Origin of the sequence: Jeotgalibacillus aurantiacus, from assembly GCF_020595125.1 — a bacterium.
Taxonomy (GTDB): domain Bacteria; phylum Bacillota; class Bacilli; order Bacillales; family Jeotgalibacillaceae; genus Jeotgalibacillus; species Jeotgalibacillus aurantiacus.
This window is the reverse complement of record NZ_JACNMS010000003.1, coordinates 80,048-95,153: the sequence shown is the minus strand read 5'-3', so window position 1 is coordinate 95,153 and position 15,106 is coordinate 80,048. Positions and strand designations below refer to the sequence as shown.

The 15,106-nt window shown below is 43.4% G+C and carries 14 protein-coding genes; 3 read left to right on the top strand and 11 right to left on the bottom strand.

Annotated features, from left to right (window positions below; genetic code table 11):
• Positions 1-512 precede the first annotated feature (512 nt).
• A complete protein-coding gene (locus tag H7968_RS09960; RefSeq protein WP_227396006.1) occupies positions 513-1,553 on the bottom strand; it encodes an NAD(P)-dependent alcohol dehydrogenase in 1,041 nt (346 codons plus the stop codon).
• Positions 1,554-1,707: 154 nt separating this feature from the next.
• On the bottom strand, positions 1,708-2,073 hold the full coding sequence (locus tag H7968_RS09955) for a DUF805 domain-containing protein (RefSeq protein ID WP_227396005.1): 366 nt from the start codon (positions 2,071-2,073) through the stop codon (positions 1,708-1,710).
• Positions 2,074-2,363: 290 nt separating this feature from the next.
• Here H7968_RS09955 and H7968_RS09950 point away from each other — a divergent pair, with 290 nt between their 5' ends.
• The gene (locus tag H7968_RS09950) at positions 2,364-3,245 is read left to right on the top strand and encodes a helix-turn-helix domain-containing protein (protein WP_227396004.1); all 882 of its coding nucleotides are present in this window, start codon (positions 2,364-2,366) and stop codon (positions 3,243-3,245) included.
• Positions 3,246-3,337: 92 nt separating this feature from the next.
• Here H7968_RS09950 and H7968_RS09945 read toward each other — a convergent pair whose 3' ends face one another.
• The 4 genes from H7968_RS09945 to H7968_RS09930 all read right to left on the bottom strand — a co-directional run bounded on the left by H7968_RS09945 (position 3,338) and on the right by H7968_RS09930 (position 7,032).
• Positions 3,338-3,742: a GNAT family N-acetyltransferase gene (locus H7968_RS09945; protein WP_227396003.1), complete on the bottom strand. Its 405-nt coding sequence runs from the start codon at positions 3,740-3,742 to the stop codon at positions 3,338-3,340.
• Positions 3,743-3,978: 236 nt separating this feature from the next.
• Positions 3,979-5,541 (bottom strand): YndJ family protein, encoded by a 1,563-nt coding sequence (locus H7968_RS09940; protein WP_227396002.1) that lies wholly within the window; start codon positions 5,539-5,541, stop codon positions 3,979-3,981.
• Positions 5,510-6,121 carry a DUF4166 domain-containing protein gene (locus H7968_RS09935; protein WP_227396001.1) on the bottom strand — a complete coding sequence of 204 codons (612 nt, stop codon included), beginning with the start codon at positions 6,119-6,121 and terminating at the stop codon, positions 5,510-5,512. The genes H7968_RS09940 and H7968_RS09935 overlap by 32 nt, the downstream gene beginning before the upstream one ends.
• Positions 6,118-7,032: a DoxX-like family protein gene (locus tag H7968_RS09930; protein WP_227396000.1), complete on the bottom strand. Its 915-nt coding sequence runs from the start codon at positions 7,030-7,032 to the stop codon at positions 6,118-6,120. The genes H7968_RS09935 and H7968_RS09930 overlap by 4 nt, the downstream gene beginning before the upstream one ends.
• A 149-nt stretch (positions 7,033-7,181) precedes the next feature.
• Here H7968_RS09930 and H7968_RS09925 point away from each other — a divergent pair, with 149 nt between their 5' ends.
• Together H7968_RS09925 and H7968_RS09920 are read left to right on the top strand one after the other, a co-directional pair.
• On the top strand, positions 7,182-9,224 hold the full coding sequence (locus tag H7968_RS09925) for a S9 family peptidase (RefSeq protein WP_227395999.1): 2,043 nt from the start codon (positions 7,182-7,184) through the stop codon (positions 9,222-9,224).
• An 89-nt stretch (positions 9,225-9,313) separates the two neighbouring features.
• Complete coding sequence (locus H7968_RS09920) at positions 9,314-9,529, top strand: hypothetical protein (RefSeq protein WP_227395998.1); 216 nt, start codon at positions 9,314-9,316, stop codon at positions 9,527-9,529.
• 73 nt (positions 9,530-9,602) lie between these two features.
• Here H7968_RS09920 and H7968_RS09915 read toward each other — a convergent pair whose 3' ends face one another.
• From H7968_RS09915 to H7968_RS09895, 5 genes are all read right to left on the bottom strand, one after another.
• Positions 9,603-10,148: a DinB family protein gene (locus H7968_RS09915; protein ID WP_227395997.1), complete on the bottom strand. Its 546-nt coding sequence runs from the start codon at positions 10,146-10,148 to the stop codon at positions 9,603-9,605.
• A gap of 1 nt (position 10,149) precedes the next feature.
• Positions 10,150-10,617, bottom strand: coding sequence for a DinB family protein (locus H7968_RS09910; RefSeq protein ID WP_227395996.1), 468 nt, complete (start codon positions 10,615-10,617; stop codon positions 10,150-10,152).
• A 133-nt stretch (positions 10,618-10,750) separates the two neighbouring features.
• Entirely contained in the window at positions 10,751-11,398 is a 648-nt protein-coding gene (locus H7968_RS09905) for a putative bacteriocin export ABC transporter (RefSeq protein WP_227395995.1), read from the bottom strand.
• A gap of 2 nt (positions 11,399-11,400) precedes the next feature.
• Positions 11,401-13,434: a hypothetical protein gene (locus H7968_RS09900; RefSeq protein WP_227395994.1), complete on the bottom strand. Its 2,034-nt coding sequence runs from the start codon at positions 13,432-13,434 to the stop codon at positions 11,401-11,403.
• Between the two features lie 215 nt (positions 13,435-13,649).
• Entirely contained in the window at positions 13,650-15,050 is a 1,401-nt protein-coding gene (locus H7968_RS09895) for an aminotransferase-like domain-containing protein (RefSeq protein WP_227395993.1), read from the bottom strand.
• Positions 15,051-15,106: the final 56 nt, after the last annotated feature.

Genomic DNA, 15,106 nt, shown 5'->3' with positions numbered 1-15,106 from the left:
TGCTGAGTGGAATTGTAACGTTCGCTCGGGTTATTCAATCGTTTCAATTTTTATTTGTCGCGTTCCAGGAAATATATGTATCGTTTCAGATTTTTATTGTATCGTTAGCCTTTTGGGCCAACGTTTTTGTATTGATTCACCGTGGAATTGTTATGTTTCAAAATAGAATTGTACTGTTTCAACATTTAATTGTATTGTTCTAAAGCCTACCACCACAGAAGAGCAAGAGGCCTTTCCGTGTGGGCGTGCTGAGTGGAATTGTAACGTTCGCTCGGGTTATTCAATCGTTTCGATTTTTATTTATCGCGTTCCGGAAAATATATGTATCGTTTCAGATTTTTATTGTATCGTTAGCCTTTCAAACCAACGTTTTTGTATCGCTTCACCCCGGAATTGTTATGTTTCAAAATAGAATTGTACTATTTCAACATTTAATTGTATTGTTCCAAAATCGCCTGCCCCACACTAAAAAAGATGAAGCACCCATGGCGCTTCATCCCTGACAGTGTTTATTAGATCGTGCTTGTATCAATCACAAAACGGTATTTGACGTCTGATTTGAGTACGCGGTCGTAGGCTTTATCGATGTCGTCTGCTGAGATGACTTCGATTTGCGGAGCGATGTCGTGTTCGGCACAGAAGTCGAGCATTTCCTGTGTTTCACGAATACCTCCGATTAGTGAGCCTGCGAATGAGCGTCGGTGCGGAATAAGTGAGAACACGTTGATATCAAGCGGTTCTGCCGGTGCACCTACGTTTACAAGTGTACCGTTCAGGTCAAGCAGTGACAAATACTGATTCATATCAATCTTTGCGCTGACCGTATTGATGATCAGATCAAATTTACCGGCAAGCTTTTCGAATGTTTCTTTTTCACTCGTTGCATAGTACTCACTTGCACCGAATTTCATGCCGTCTTCCTGTTTATTGAGCGTCTGAGACAGAACGGTCACTTCAGATCCCATGGCGTGTGCAATTTTAACCGCCATATGGCCAAGTCCGCCCATTCCGATGACAGCCACTTTTTTATCAGGACCGGCGTTCCAGTGGTTTAAAGGTGAGTACGTTGTAATACCTGCGCATAGCAGTGGCGCAGCTTTATCAAGCGGAATATTATCCGGAATCTTCAGAACAAAATCCTCTGTGACAACGATGTGCGTAGAGTAACCGCCCTGGGTATAATCACCGTATTTATCAACGCCGGCGTAGGTTGGGATATTGCCCTCTAAGCAATACTGCTCCTCACCTTCCTGGCAGTTCTTACATTTACCGCACGAATCGACCATACAGCCGACCCCTACACGATCGCCAACCTTGTACTTCTTCACATCTTTACCTACCTCAGTGACAATCCCGGCGATTTCATGTCCGGGAACGAGCGGATACTGAACCTCGCCCCATTCACCATGCGCTGTATGAATGTCCGAGTGGCAAATGCCCGCAAACTTAATCTCAATCAATACATCCGTTGCATCTAACGCCCGGCGTTCAATCTCAGCAGCACGAAAAGAATCCTTCGGACCATCCACCGCTCTCGCTTTCGCTGTTACCATCATAAAACCTCCTGCTCACTTTTATGTAACGTGAAAAAACACGTCGAAAAGTGTTTTCCCTTTGTGCAGGAGGTTAATCATGAGAGAGCGCATTGGGAATTCTACCAAATTAAAAAAACGGCTGCTCCCGCAATCAGGAACAACCACTCTTTTATTATATTGCGATATCACTTGCAGCACCGGATTTTGGATTTGGTCCGTATTGATTGTCTGGTACACTATCTAAACATTCGAAAACTAATAGAATAATTGCACCTACAAGAGGTACCAGAGAAATCAAAATCCACCATCCGCTTTTTCCGATATCATGCAAACGACGAACCGTTACAGCCAAAGATGGTAAAATAATGGCCAACGAGTAGATACCAGATAAGAAAGCCGGAATTTCCAGAACTAGTTCAACAACTGAAAGAGCTAACACAATAAGAAAATTAATTAAATTAAACATCCAAAACTCTTTTCTTCTCGCTCTCCCGCTAAAAGTTACATAGTTTTTTAATACTTTTAAATACCACTGCATAAAAACACTCCTCTCTTTTGAATTTTTAGACATAATTAGATAAATAAAATAATGTCGACTTAGTTTAGCACATATTCGACATCATTTATATTATCTCGGAAAAATTTTATTGTGAAAAAATGTTATCTATTCCGCTAACATTTAAAACACTTACCCTTTTATTTTCTATTTAAAACCATTTGTGTAAACAACGCCTAAATTCTCTTTTTCATCGGAATAACGTCTTTAGCAAAAAAAGTCAAAAACCCTTGGATTCGTTTTGCTATGATTTGATTAAGGCAGGTGACAAGATGACGAATGATGTGATGATTCGAAGGACGATTGAGTGGATTGAGGGACATTTGCATGAGGAGGTGACGGCTGAGGATATTGCTGCACAGTCAGGATTTTCGAAGTTTCATTTTCATCGACTATTTCAGGGTGCGGTGGGGATGTCTTTTACGGAGTATTTGCGACTGAGGCGGCTGACGAATGCTGCTATGGCGCTGATACATACGGATGAGCGGATCATTGATATCGCCATGCACTTCTGTTTTGATTCTCAGGAAGTATTTACGCGGGCTTTTAAGAAGGTGTACGGGTTTCCGCCCGGGCAATATCGCAGGCAAATGATGAGTTTAATGAAGATGAAGGAGGAAGAGCAAATGGAAGAAACGTTAAAAGGCTGGTTTTTGAGTGGCAGTCATCCATTTAATTATGAAATGGGTGCTGATGTAGAGACGGTTCACCAGGGGAAGCAATCCGGATATCTGAAGTCGAAGACCGTTACGCCTGCAGAGGGTGAATTCGCCACGATGATGCAACAATTCAAGGCTGATCGCTACCGCGGGAAAAGAATGAAGCTGTCTGCTTTCTTGAAGACAGAAGACGTGAAGCATATGGCTTCATTGTGGATGCGGGTGGATAGTGCCTCTGAGGAAGTGCTGCAGTTTGATAATATGAGTGATCGTCCGATCCAGAGCACTTCAAACTGGAACCATTACACCATCGTGCTGGACATCCCGGAAAACAGCGCGGTTATCTCTTTTGGCATGATCCTCTCCGGGCCCGGCTGCATCTGGGCTGACAGCGTGACATTTGAAGAAGTGGACGAAAAAACCCCGACTACTAATTTGCAGACTGAGATTGTGATACTTGATGAACCGGTGAATCTGGCTTTTGAAGAATCTTGATGCACGAATGATCTATGAATGATTGGTGTAAATGTCTGTAGTATCAGAGTCTGTCCCCAAATCTACCGTAGACTTGGGGTCAGACTCTTTCTCTACCCTAATGGTCTCGTCATACATTCATTATTTTTGAAATTGAATTTATTGTAAAACCCTTGTGCATCAGAAGTGGCCAGGGCAAAGGCGGTGTGCTTGATGGACGGGTGGGCGAGTATGCATTCCATTAACCATTGTCCGAGCCCATCACCTCTGTAGTCGGCATCTATGACTACATCCATCACCCAGGAGAAAACGGCTTGATCTGTAATCACCCTTGCGAAACCGATCAGTTTCTCATTTTTATAGACACCAAAAGCCATAGAATGCGCAACGGTTTTTTCAATCATTTCTAATGACCTGTCTTTAGCCCAATAAGTACTTGAAAGAAGCTCATGGACTCTATGAATATCCAAGAGTGCTACGTCATCACTAACTCTGTACATGCTTTTTGACCATTCCATTCAGATATCTCCTTTCGTCGAGCGCAGACTTTGGGACAGACCCCACCTCTAAACTCATAGGTCAAATGACACAATTCTTGGAACGTAACCTGAAATTTTGCGAACCGATCCTCTTATTTTGTGAACCATCCCCAGCATTCTACGAATCATCGCCGGTTTTTTACGAACAACGATCAAAATCCTGCGAACCTCCATATGTTTAGATCTGGATAGAGTTCAGGGGTCAGACCCTTCCTCTACACTGCTTCTTCCCTGCGCTCAATCTCATAATCGATATGCAAAAAATGCAGGCCGAAGATGGTCATGTCGTGTGTGGCGGTGAGTTTTCCGCAGGTTTCTTGCAGGACGAAGCGTTCGTGCAGGGGCAGCTTTGGCAGGTATGGGCCGATGGCGAGGTAGGTGCCTGCGTCGCCTTCTGCAGCGCTTGTGAGATGGAGTTTCCCGTTTTTTGCCGTTAGCTTCAGGATTCCGTGCATGGTTGAGAACGGCAGTGGCAGCGCGATGTTCATGTAGGTTTGTCCAGCAGTTTGGTGGCTTGAGTAAATCGCGGTAAATACCGTCTCTTCACCAATCCTTCTATGCCAGACGCGTGGTCTGCTTCTGCTATCAAGCTGTTCATCAACCAGCAAAATATCCCCAGTCATCTCCACTTTTTGAGATGAATAAGGCAGATTGATCTGTCCGATTTTCCCGCTGATCCCTTTATAAATAAACGCAAACGGCTTAAACCACGGTGCCCATTTCACAGAGGCGGAGAGCTTGAACTGCTCTGTCTGTTCATAAAACCGAACAACTTCAGCAGGCAGTTTCTCTTTATCAACATAGTTTCCCATCTCATCCACAAGCCCGCGATGCGGATCACCGGTCTCTTTTAGCTTCCCGCGAATCCGGCTCACCGGAAAATGAGGTGATTGGTGTGTTGAGTCAGGCACATTTAGCGCCCAGCCAATCACAGTAAACGAGCCAAACAGCACGCAATTCAGAAGCCCGTGTACGACAAGCATCGTTGGAATCGTCACCACAGCCTGACCGGCGAAATTTCCATAGGCATACAAAAAGGACCAGGCAATCGTGAAACACAGCGTCACGTAAGGAATCCGGACGAGTAAAGCCTGACCACGCGGAAAGGTGATCCGGAAGCTGTAAAATGTCAGGATATAAATCGCAAGCACATAAAGTGATACTGAAATAATTTCTATTGTGGTTGAAAACGTAATCCCAAGCGCCACCGTAATCGGCCCGGTCCCGATAATCAGTGCACATATCTTGTACACCCTCTTCATGTTCAAACGGCCAAGCAGACCAACAGACACACAAAGCATAAACGCAGAATAATGAAAGTGAATGCCTGTCAGCCAGGTCAGCATTTCGCTAAATCCGGTATCGATTCCGCTCACATGGGCGAAAAACCACATTCCCCCGATGGCCAGATACATAAAACCAAGGTCAATCAGGATTTCAGGCACATTCGTAAAACCACGTTTTAAAAACCGCTCGAGTCCCTTCCAGGCTACCCAAAAAGTATAAAAAAGATAGACCGCGGAACATGCGACTGCCACACTAAAAGGCATGCCAAGACTGATGAGCGTCACACTCACCATGCCGATTGCGATGATCACTTTTTCAAATGAACGTAACGGCACGATCAAATGAATCAGCGCCGGCACAAAAACCAGCTGAGCAGCCGTGAGATAATAGCTATGGCCTTCATGATTTTGAACGAGCACACTGATACCCAGTAAGAAAATCCCACATAAAATCAGGGGATTAATAAGTGCTTTCTTTAAATTTCCCGGCATACATCATCACCCTCCCCAGCAAATCGTTGTAAATAGATACGTGAATGGTGTACACGTCTTTCTCATCATCGTAACCTTCAAGCACCGTCACACGACCATTTAGCGGACCAGGAAGTATGAGCTCTTTCCTGCCAAGCACAATTTTTTGCACCCCTGATGTGATCAGTAAGAAGCCGTCCTTTGTCACGTTAAAGTTCAGGTCTGAATAGAAAAACGGCACGTCACCAAGATAATCCTTCACGAGCTTTCTTTCTAAATCCACCGTCATTTTCGCGTTAAATTTGCGGACCGCTTTTGGAAAATGAAAGGTTCTTTCCCATGCCACCTCCGCTTCCCCGTTTTGATTGATAGTGCAGCAATTTGCGATTGAAAATGGGATCTTTTCTCCGCTTTCCGAAAATAAAAAATTGATCCTGGATGCCACGCGAAAAAACGGAGAAAGCAGCCAGCCTCCATTTTGAATCCGGCTCATCACGCCTTCCGCAAAAAACATGTCATCTAAAGGAAGTGCGTAGCGATGCTGAAGCTTCGGGTGCAGCTTTTGAAAATCATCGCCCAACAAGGTTGAATAAATGGTCACGCCTTCTTCCCCCGCTTTCTTTTACAGCTTTTCGCAGTCGGCAGCTGTTGAGTGAGCAGGAGCCCTATGATTGAGAGCACCCACAGCGTCACATTGAGCGTAATAACATTGAATGGCGCTGTTGCAACGGATGGTGCTGATAAGACGGCGCTTATCGTCAACAATGGAAAAACGACGACCTGCAGTCTCAAAAGCCACTTCTGCAGACCTGGCACCAGCCAGAAGCAGGCAAACAGTATCTCCGCCAGGCCAACCCAGAGCACAGCAGTCTCAGCCTGCGCTTGTGTAAATGGCGAAAGCTGCATCAGCATGCTCACCTCTAATGGATGCTGCGTGAGCACCTTTGGCACAAGTCCCTGGTACACCCACACAAATGAAAACAGCAGGCAGATCGCATAAAACGAAAAGAAACGGCGATATTGCGTGCCAGGACGTTCGCCTGTCTCAATCCATCTTTTAAGCACATCAAAACTCAACGCCGTTCCCCATCCCATCAGGGGACGAAATAGTCGGTCGAACAGCCTTCCCGCCGAACCAAACCGGACGTCATAATCATACTGCGTCAGAAAAGTCGTTCCCTTTTCGTGAGGAATGTACTTCCAATATCCCTTTCCTTCCGCAATCGGTGAGATCACCTGCTCCGTCCCAAAATGCAGCGCAGACGTCTTTTCACCACTCTCCTTCTCATGCGTCCCCTTACTCTCACCCCAGCCTGAAACCTCAAGCCCCGGCATTACCTTCGTCGAATAAGTAAATGTCTGAACCTCATCACCAGGCGGCTTTTCATTATACGTAATGGAAGAAAAACGCATATCCCACTGCTCATGCAGCCCGGGATCCTGGCTATACGTCCACACCTTCTCAACCTCATCCTCAATCTCAATCTCCACATAAATCGGCCTACTCTTCATCAAACTCACATCACTTATTATGTATTTCAATCATCTATATCAATCTTAACATTCATACAGCAGGAGAAAAATGGGTGATTGGTAGAGTAAGGCAGGATTTCACCCAATGTATTCCGAATTTATACAGAGATATAGAAGGGAGTTTTTTGATGAAGGTACCTATAGCAAAACGCGAGCCTTTTGTGCACGAGATTCATGGTGATGTGCGGGAGGATGATTATTATTGGATGAGGGATCGTTCGAATCCGGATGTGGTTGAGTATTTGGAGGAGGAGAATGCGTATTATCGTGAGGTGATGACGCCTCTTGAAAAGCAGACGAATGAGATTTATGAGGGTATGGTGGCCCGTGTGCCTGAGGCTGAGGTGAAGGTGCCGGTTCAAAACGGGGCGTATTTTTATTATTCCCGTTATGATAAAGAGCAGCAGTATCCGGTTTATGCGCGTAAAAAGGCGGCGAACCGATCACTTTTAGCTGAAGCGTCTGAAGAGATCATTCTTGATTTAAATGAGCTTGCCGGAGAGGACGATTATTTGAGCGTATCTTTGCAGCGGTTGAATGAGGAGCAGACGAAGCTTGCTTACCTCGAGAACCGCGACGGCTCAGACCGTTATACGATTTACGTGAAAGATCTTCAAACAGGTAAGCTGCTGTCTGATAAAATCAGTGACGTTTATATTTACAGCAGTGTGGAGTGGAGTCAGTGCGGTACATACCTTTTTTATGTAACGGTTGATGAGGTGCAGCGCCCTTGCTATTTGTGGCGCCACGAGGTTGGCAGCACGGAACCTGATACGCTTTTATATGAAGAAAAGGATTCAACGTTTGCATTAATCATTTCAAAAACGCAAAACGGCAAGTATATCACGGTGAATTCAGGGTCAACGATGACAGATGAGGTGCGCCTGGTTGATGCTGAAAATCCGCTGGCACCAGTTCAGCTTGTCGATGAGCGACGCAGAGGGATCAAGTATGATGTGGAGCATTGGGGTGAGGATCTGCTCATTCTGACAAATGAAGACGCGCTTAATTTCAAGCTTGTCCGCTGTTCTGTAAAGGATTTTTCAAAGCGTGAGGAAGTAATCCCATACGATGAAAACCGCTACCTTCAGTTTGTGTATCCAACGCTAAGTAAGCTCTTCATTTACGGGCGGGCAAATGGGCTGACACAGATCTGGACAATTGAGGACAACAGTCTCCAGCAGCTTATCTGGGATGAATCACTGTACACCCTTTCAATTACCGGCGGGCAAAGCTATGATTCGCCTGAGCTTTTAGTCGAATACGAATCCCTGCTGACACCGGATACGATTTACAGTTTACAGATCGCTACAGGTGAAAAAGAGACGATTCACACCGCAACGGTAAATGGAGCGTATCATCCTGAAGATTATCATCAGGAGCAGCTGTGGGCTACTGCACGTGACGGCGTGAAGGTGCCATTGATGGCTGTTTATAAAAAAGCTGCACTTGATAACGGACCTGCTCCTCTGATTCTGACAGGCTACGGATCGTACGGTGCCAGCAGTAACCCTTACTTCAACGCCTACCGTCTGCCGATTTTAGATAAAGGCGTGATCTTCGTTACGGCACAGGTGCGCGGCGGAAGTGAAATGGGCCGCCACTGGTACGAAGACGGAAAAACACATCAAAAACTCAATTCGTTCTACGACTTTATCGATGTAGCGCGCTTTTTAATCGAAGAAGGCTACACCACAACTAATCAAATCGCTGCACGCGGTGGCAGTGCAGGCGGCTTGCTTGTTGGAGCCGTGTCGAATATGGAAGGCTCACTTTTCAAAGTAATCGTGCCGGAAGTGCCTTTCGTTGACGTTCTAACAACGATGCTTGATGAAACGATTCCATTAACCACGCTGGAGTGGGATGAGTGGGGCAATCCGAAAAATGAAGAGGATTACAACTATATGAAATCCTACAGCCCATACGACAATGTTGAAGAAAAAGACTATCCACACCTGTACATCACAACAGGCCTGAACGACCCGCGCGTCGCCTACTGGGAACCCGCCAAATGGGTCGCCAGACTGCGCACCATGAAAACAGACAACAACACCCTCGTCCTGAAAACCAACATGGGCGCCGGCCACTTCGGCGCATCCGGCCGCTTCGACCAACTCAAAGAACTGGCCGAATACTACGCATTTGTGTTCGATAAATTAGGCGTGGAGTGAAGCGTGGGGACGTATATTCTGAATCATTCGGTTTATGAAGGATTTGGGATTGCGTCCTTTTTCTCTCATGACAATAAGGAGGCATAAACATGATCTATCTCGTACTCATCATCTGCGGCATTTTCATTTGGCTGTATATGAAGTATCAAGTTCAGACAATGTCCCTATTCAGCAATCTGATGGCAAAAGGATGGAAAGGTGTTAATCAGGAAGAGTCTATTCACATCCGCTGTTCTCATTGCAGCAGTGTGATCAGAAGAGGTAGTACAACTCCTTATTGTACGAAGTGCAATAAGTTTGTGTGATGCACGGGGACGTACATGTTGAATATTTCAGATTAAGAAAGATTCAACATATACATCCCGCGTTACTCACATTTCACAAAAGATTTCTTCTACCCATTTCCTGCTCCATCTCATCAATTTGACGAACATGGTGCCTGAAATGCATGTCAACCAGATCTAACCACTCTCTTGCATTGAGCCAACCGAAGCCTCCATGTTCAATTTTAAATTTAGGATTCATTTCATCTACTTCGTTTTCCAACTGATTCACCCTGATCAAAACCTCATTTAACCTTCTCATAAGCGAGTCTTTACTCTCGTCATTTTTAGGTGGTGCATTCAACTCTTTTGGTAATTTGATCTTGATGGGAGGAAAACCACCTACCTCAAACAACTGGGCGCCAAAAGCTGTTTTCCCCTGTTGTTGCTCCTGTTTTAACGTTGCACAAGCTTCCACTTCATCTAGATATTCATGCGCCACAACAATGACATGATCATACACCTGGCTGATCGACCACACATCCTCAGCTGGTTGATATCGCAGCTGAAGCATTGAGTATGTTTCCAAAGCGCTCTTGTATCTTTCAATTACGTGTTGTCTGTTCAAAACAACCGCTCCCTTTGAAAAGATTTTTTTCACTTTAGTAGTCTCTGATAATCAAATCCGACGAAACCGGCTTCCTGCCAATCTCCCGCGCCCAAATCGATAGCTGTCCAATATGATGAATTTCATGTGAAATCAGGTGTCTGATGATTTTTCCATATGTAAAGGAACGCACATATCCATTTCTGCCCGTGATGTGAACAATCTGATCTTCAAGCTCGCCGTTCCAGCCATCAATCACCGGCTTTGTCACCGTCTTCGTGAATTCTGAATAAGCCCTTATATCCTCCAGCGTGCGAATCTCCTCGCGCCCTGCATAAACCACAGGCTCCTGAATCAAATGATTGATCCAGAGCAACTCACAATCCACGACATGCACCAGATTCTGAAACAAACTTTCCATTCCACCCGTTCGTTTCACAAACAACTCTTCCTCCGCCAAAGACTCACACCACACAAACCAATCCTCACGCACCTGCCAATTGTACAAAAACAAATCGATCAACTTAATATCCCCTTCATCTATATGATTAGTTCTATTTTACGCTAGTTTCGTAAACTTGGGTCTGTGTCACTAAAGTCTACCTACCAAAAAGAGACGCATTCCTTAAACGAGTCAAGAAATGTGTCCCTTATTTCTATGTCTTACTCAAATCAATAACACGCGTAAAATAGGATAGAATATCCTGATTATGCGTGACGACAACAATGGTTTTCCCCTGATCGTTCAGGCGTTTTAAGTAGTCCATAATGACTTTTTCATTTTCAACATCTAGACTGGCCGTCGGTTCATCTGCCAAAATAAGGTCGCTTTCCTGTAAGATCAGGCGGATGATTGCGATACGCTGTTGTTCTCCTCCACTCAGCTGATAAACTTTTTTATCTTTTAAATGTGAAAGATTAAACTCCTCCAAAAGTGCACTGATTTTTTCCCCGCGCTGCTTTTTATTAAGTTTTTTATATTCCAAAGCCAGGTTCAGGTTCCATTGCACACTTTCCTCTTCAACGAGCCCGTAGTTTTGAAACAAATAACCAATCTTTTCTCTTCTCAGCAGCATGGTTGTTTTAGAATGCAGAGAAGGATTCTTCTGGCTCCATAATAAAATATCACCTGCTGAATGTTTTGTAATCAAACCCATGATATTCAGTAAAGTGGTCTTTCCCCTTCCGCTTTTTCCGACAATGGCAACCATTTCTCCCTGATTGATCGAAAGACTGATATTCGAAAGAGCCTCTTCTTTACCATAGCGTTTCGTGACACCACTTAATTCTATTACAGCTGACATGGTTAACCTCCTTTAATCACCTGATCAACATTTTTGCTGATGATTTTTCTATACAGATAAAGTAACACGACAAAATCGAGGAATAATACACCAACATAAAACAGGACATTGAACGCCACAAAAAGCTTCAACATGACCGCAAGTGTTAAGATAATCCAAATCGTAAAATGCGACTTGAATATTTTAATAAAGCTGAAGCCATGAATGTATTGCATTGCATACTTTCTGCTGTTTGAAACAATATCCACGTAGTTTGAAATATAAATAATGAATAATAAAGTGAGTAAAAACAGGACAGAAAAAACGAGCAGGTGATCCATAATGAATTCAGTGAAGTGTAATCTATCCATATAAGGTGTCAGTAACGTTCCAGCGTTAACAAGGCTGCTTAGACCATTTTGAGCCAGAGACTGATTGAACACTTCCCTGCTGTCGAGCTGGAAATAAAGATCTCCCCGGTTTAATAAATCATAATAATAAAGGCTGTCAAAGTTTCCATGATCAATCAGGATAATGGTATCCTTTAACATACTTTGACTCTCTTCGCTTCCCGGCACCGTCTGACCTAACAATTCATATTCTTGATCATTCGCCAGATAGATGATATCCAGATTTGTAATCGTCTGTTGCTCATTTTGATCAAGTCCGAAAAATTCATTATAGTTCAGGAGAAGATTGTAGTGCTCTATGTAAAATTCCTTCACCTCGGACTCCTGGGGTTGATATTTTTCCGGAACAAGAATTGTTGGGTTCTCTGACTGAAGGTTTTCTATTTGATTGCCGTCCGCATCTTTGAGAGACATAAAGCGGTTAACGTACCGCTCATTAGCCACAATAAAATTTTCAGTGATGGACCCTAAGATATCTTCTTTTCTCAGTCCCTGCATCTCTAAATAACCTGGTGATAATAACTCTAAAACATAAGCATCATTGACATAAAGCTCTTCCTGTTGATCAAACTGATCATACATGTTTTTAATGGACGCTCCATATTCCTCTATCAACTGAAGATCCATCCGGGCCTTCGTATCTTCAGCGTAATTGTATCCATTTGAAGTAAAGAAACCTTCCAATTGTCTATATTGCTCAAGATCTTGGGACTTCTGTTGATAATCCTGATAGGTCTCAATAAAAGCGGATACAGATAATGTAATCGAGATCATCAATACAATTTTAGTTGTATATAAAGCGATATTTGATCTGTTTGAATACACCTTATTTTTCACCATTAAGTGTATATCTATATATCTCAGGCTTATTTGAGTGATGAGCAAAAGAATGATATTGATAAAAATAATGAAAAGGAGAAACAGGCTCAGTAAGATAAAATATCTAAGAACAAAAGTAGAGCTGACCAGATAAAAAATGGCGTGAAGCGTTACAATAACGAAGAAAATAATGATTTCCATTTTGATAAACTCAGTCAGTGAGGCAGCGACCATCCTGCTTTTTGAAAAACCCAGCATCTTTTTGATCGCATTGATCTTGATCCGTGTAAATGTATAAATAAATAGAACCAACTGAGTCAGAATCAGTAAAATAGCGAAGTTTAGCGCATTGTTCTTCACGATCTGATTGTAGGCAATATTATTTTCATAAGGTTCGATTGTCACGCCAACGGCTTCTGCAGAACGAGTCACATCCTGAAAAGAAAGATCCGTATAAAATACGCCATTACTATCAATAAAATCCTCTTTTTCTAATGGATGATAAGTAAATGTCGTATCGGCTGAAATCGATTTAGGTTTATGTATATCTTGAACCTGACTGTGATACACCTCATAAATAAACGTCTGATTTGAAGACACAGGCGTTTTAATCAACTGCAATGCACAGCCATCCTCTGCCAGACACTGACTTTCAAAATCACTATAAAGAGCATTCAACTCGTTGCCAGAAAACCCCTCAATGATATATGCATCAAGAGACTGATCCCCCAGATTATTTAACTCATATATGTCATAAACAGATTTGTTAAAAATATATGACAGCAAAAACAATTGCCCTATTAAAAACAAAAACAATAACTTTTTCATGATTCCTCCTTATTTCAAAGCTAGCCACTGTAGACTGCAGGAACAGATCCCACCTCTACAATTTTACAATATAAGGATTGAAAGTGGTATAATTTGTTTTATAAAGGTATTTTAGGAAATCAATAAGGAAAGCGGGAGTATCATGGAGCAAACAAACATGGTTATGCAGCTGGCTTATACGAAGGGCTTGTATAGGAAGTAGCGTAGACTCTACTCTACATTAATTTTCTAATCTCCTCCTCCAACACTAGCAGCCCCTTTTCAATTTGTTCGTAACCACTATACGCATATGAAATTCTCAGGTGGTAGTAATTGCCCGGATCGTAAATATACCCTGGATTGATCAGGACGTTGCGTTTGATCATTCTTTGAAAGAGCGTTTTTGTGACGACAGGTTTGTTCAATTTCAACCAGATGTAGAATCCACCCTTTGGTGAGTTCCACTCAGCGATGTCCATGAAGTGCTGAGTCAGAATTTCCTCTGCATATGCTGCTCTTTCTTTCAAAGACCGGCGAAGCTGAACGAGATGCTGATGATATTGATTAGATTCCAGCCACTGAGCAGCGATTTCCTGAGAGATCGCACTACTACCGTAATCAAGCTGCATTTTCAGATCCGCTAAATGATCAATGACAACTTGAGGACCCGTGATCCAACCAACACGCAGCCCAGGGCTTAACATTTTAGATAGGCTGCCAATATGCAGCACTTGTCCGTCGGGATCCAGCGACTTCAGAGATTGTGGCGCTTCTTCAAAGGTCAGTTCCTGATAGACGCCATCTTCAATAATCGGAAGTCGAAGTGATTTACACTGATCTAAAATACGCTGTCGTTCCTCAACGGACAAAATCGTCCCAGTTGGATTATTTAACGTTGGAATTGTGTAAAAAAACGAATGGTTTTTCGCATCCGGAGCACTATTTTCTGATTGCCAATGGATATTCTCAGTCGGGATCGAAGGCAGTGAATGTAAGTACGATGAACCACCAACATAGATATTAGCCTGCGCACCAATCAAACCAATCGAAACGAGTTGTAAAGCCTGCAAGCCACCTGATACGATGAGAATGTTTTCCTCCGAGGACACAATGCCAAGCTTCTTCAAATGCTTTACTAAAACATGCCTCAACTTTAAAGATCCCTTAGGTTCGGAATAACCAAGGTCCCTGCTTACGAGTTTGATTTCACTCATCAAATGCTGTATTTGATCAGACGGTATAAGTTCCGGAGACAACTCCCCTGTTCCTAACCGAATAAGGTCAGGATTTTTTTCATGTTCATTGATCAACTGGATCGTTTGAATGTTCGATTGATAATCACTTTGACTGATTCGGGAACGCCAGTCTGGTGACGTATTTTGCAAAAAATCCTCCCACCCGGTTGAACTTACATACACCCCACTTCCAGCTTTTGAAGTTAATAACCCTTCTGCTTTCAGCTCATCCAGCACCTGTACAATTGTGCTCCTATTCACCCTTAATTGTTCAGCTAACTTTCTCTGAGTGGGTAGTCTGGTTCCCGAAGGCCAAACACCCTGCCTGATCTGGCCTATGATCCAGTCTTGTATTTGCTTAAATAGCGGTGTGCCTGATGCACGATCCGGTGTCCATCCCATACCTATACTCCTTTAAATTGGTTGGTTCTAAAATCAACCAATTGGTTGTTCATTTA

Coding starts and splice junctions, on each gene's coding strand:
- H7968_RS09960 (WP_227396006.1), bottom strand. CDS start 1,553: ATGGTAACAGCGAAAGCGAGAGCGGTGGATGGTCCGAAGGATTCTTTT.
- H7968_RS09955 (WP_227396005.1), bottom strand. CDS start 2,073: ATGCAGTGGTATTTAAAAGTATTAAAAAACTATGTAACTTTTAGCGGG.
- H7968_RS09950 (WP_227396004.1), top strand. CDS start 2,364: ATGACGAATGATGTGATGATTCGAAGGACGATTGAGTGGATTGAGGGA.
- H7968_RS09945 (WP_227396003.1), bottom strand. CDS start 3,742: ATGGAATGGTCAAAAAGCATGTACAGAGTTAGTGATGACGTAGCACTC.
- H7968_RS09940 (WP_227396002.1), bottom strand. CDS start 5,541: ATGCCGGGAAATTTAAAGAAAGCACTTATTAATCCCCTGATTTTATGT.
- H7968_RS09930 (WP_227396000.1), bottom strand. CDS start 7,032: ATGAAGAGTAGGCCGATTTATGTGGAGATTGAGATTGAGGATGAGGTT.
- H7968_RS09925 (WP_227395999.1), top strand. CDS start 7,182: ATGAAGGTACCTATAGCAAAACGCGAGCCTTTTGTGCACGAGATTCAT.
- H7968_RS09920 (WP_227395998.1), top strand. CDS start 9,314: ATGATCTATCTCGTACTCATCATCTGCGGCATTTTCATTTGGCTGTAT.
- H7968_RS09905 (WP_227395995.1), bottom strand. CDS start 11,398: ATGTCAGCTGTAATAGAATTAAGTGGTGTCACGAAACGCTATGGTAAA.
- H7968_RS09900 (WP_227395994.1), bottom strand. CDS start 13,434: ATGAAAAAGTTATTGTTTTTGTTTTTAATAGGGCAATTGTTTTTGCTG.
- H7968_RS09895 (WP_227395993.1), bottom strand. CDS start 15,050: ATGGGATGGACACCGGATCGTGCATCAGGCACACCGCTATTTAAGCAA.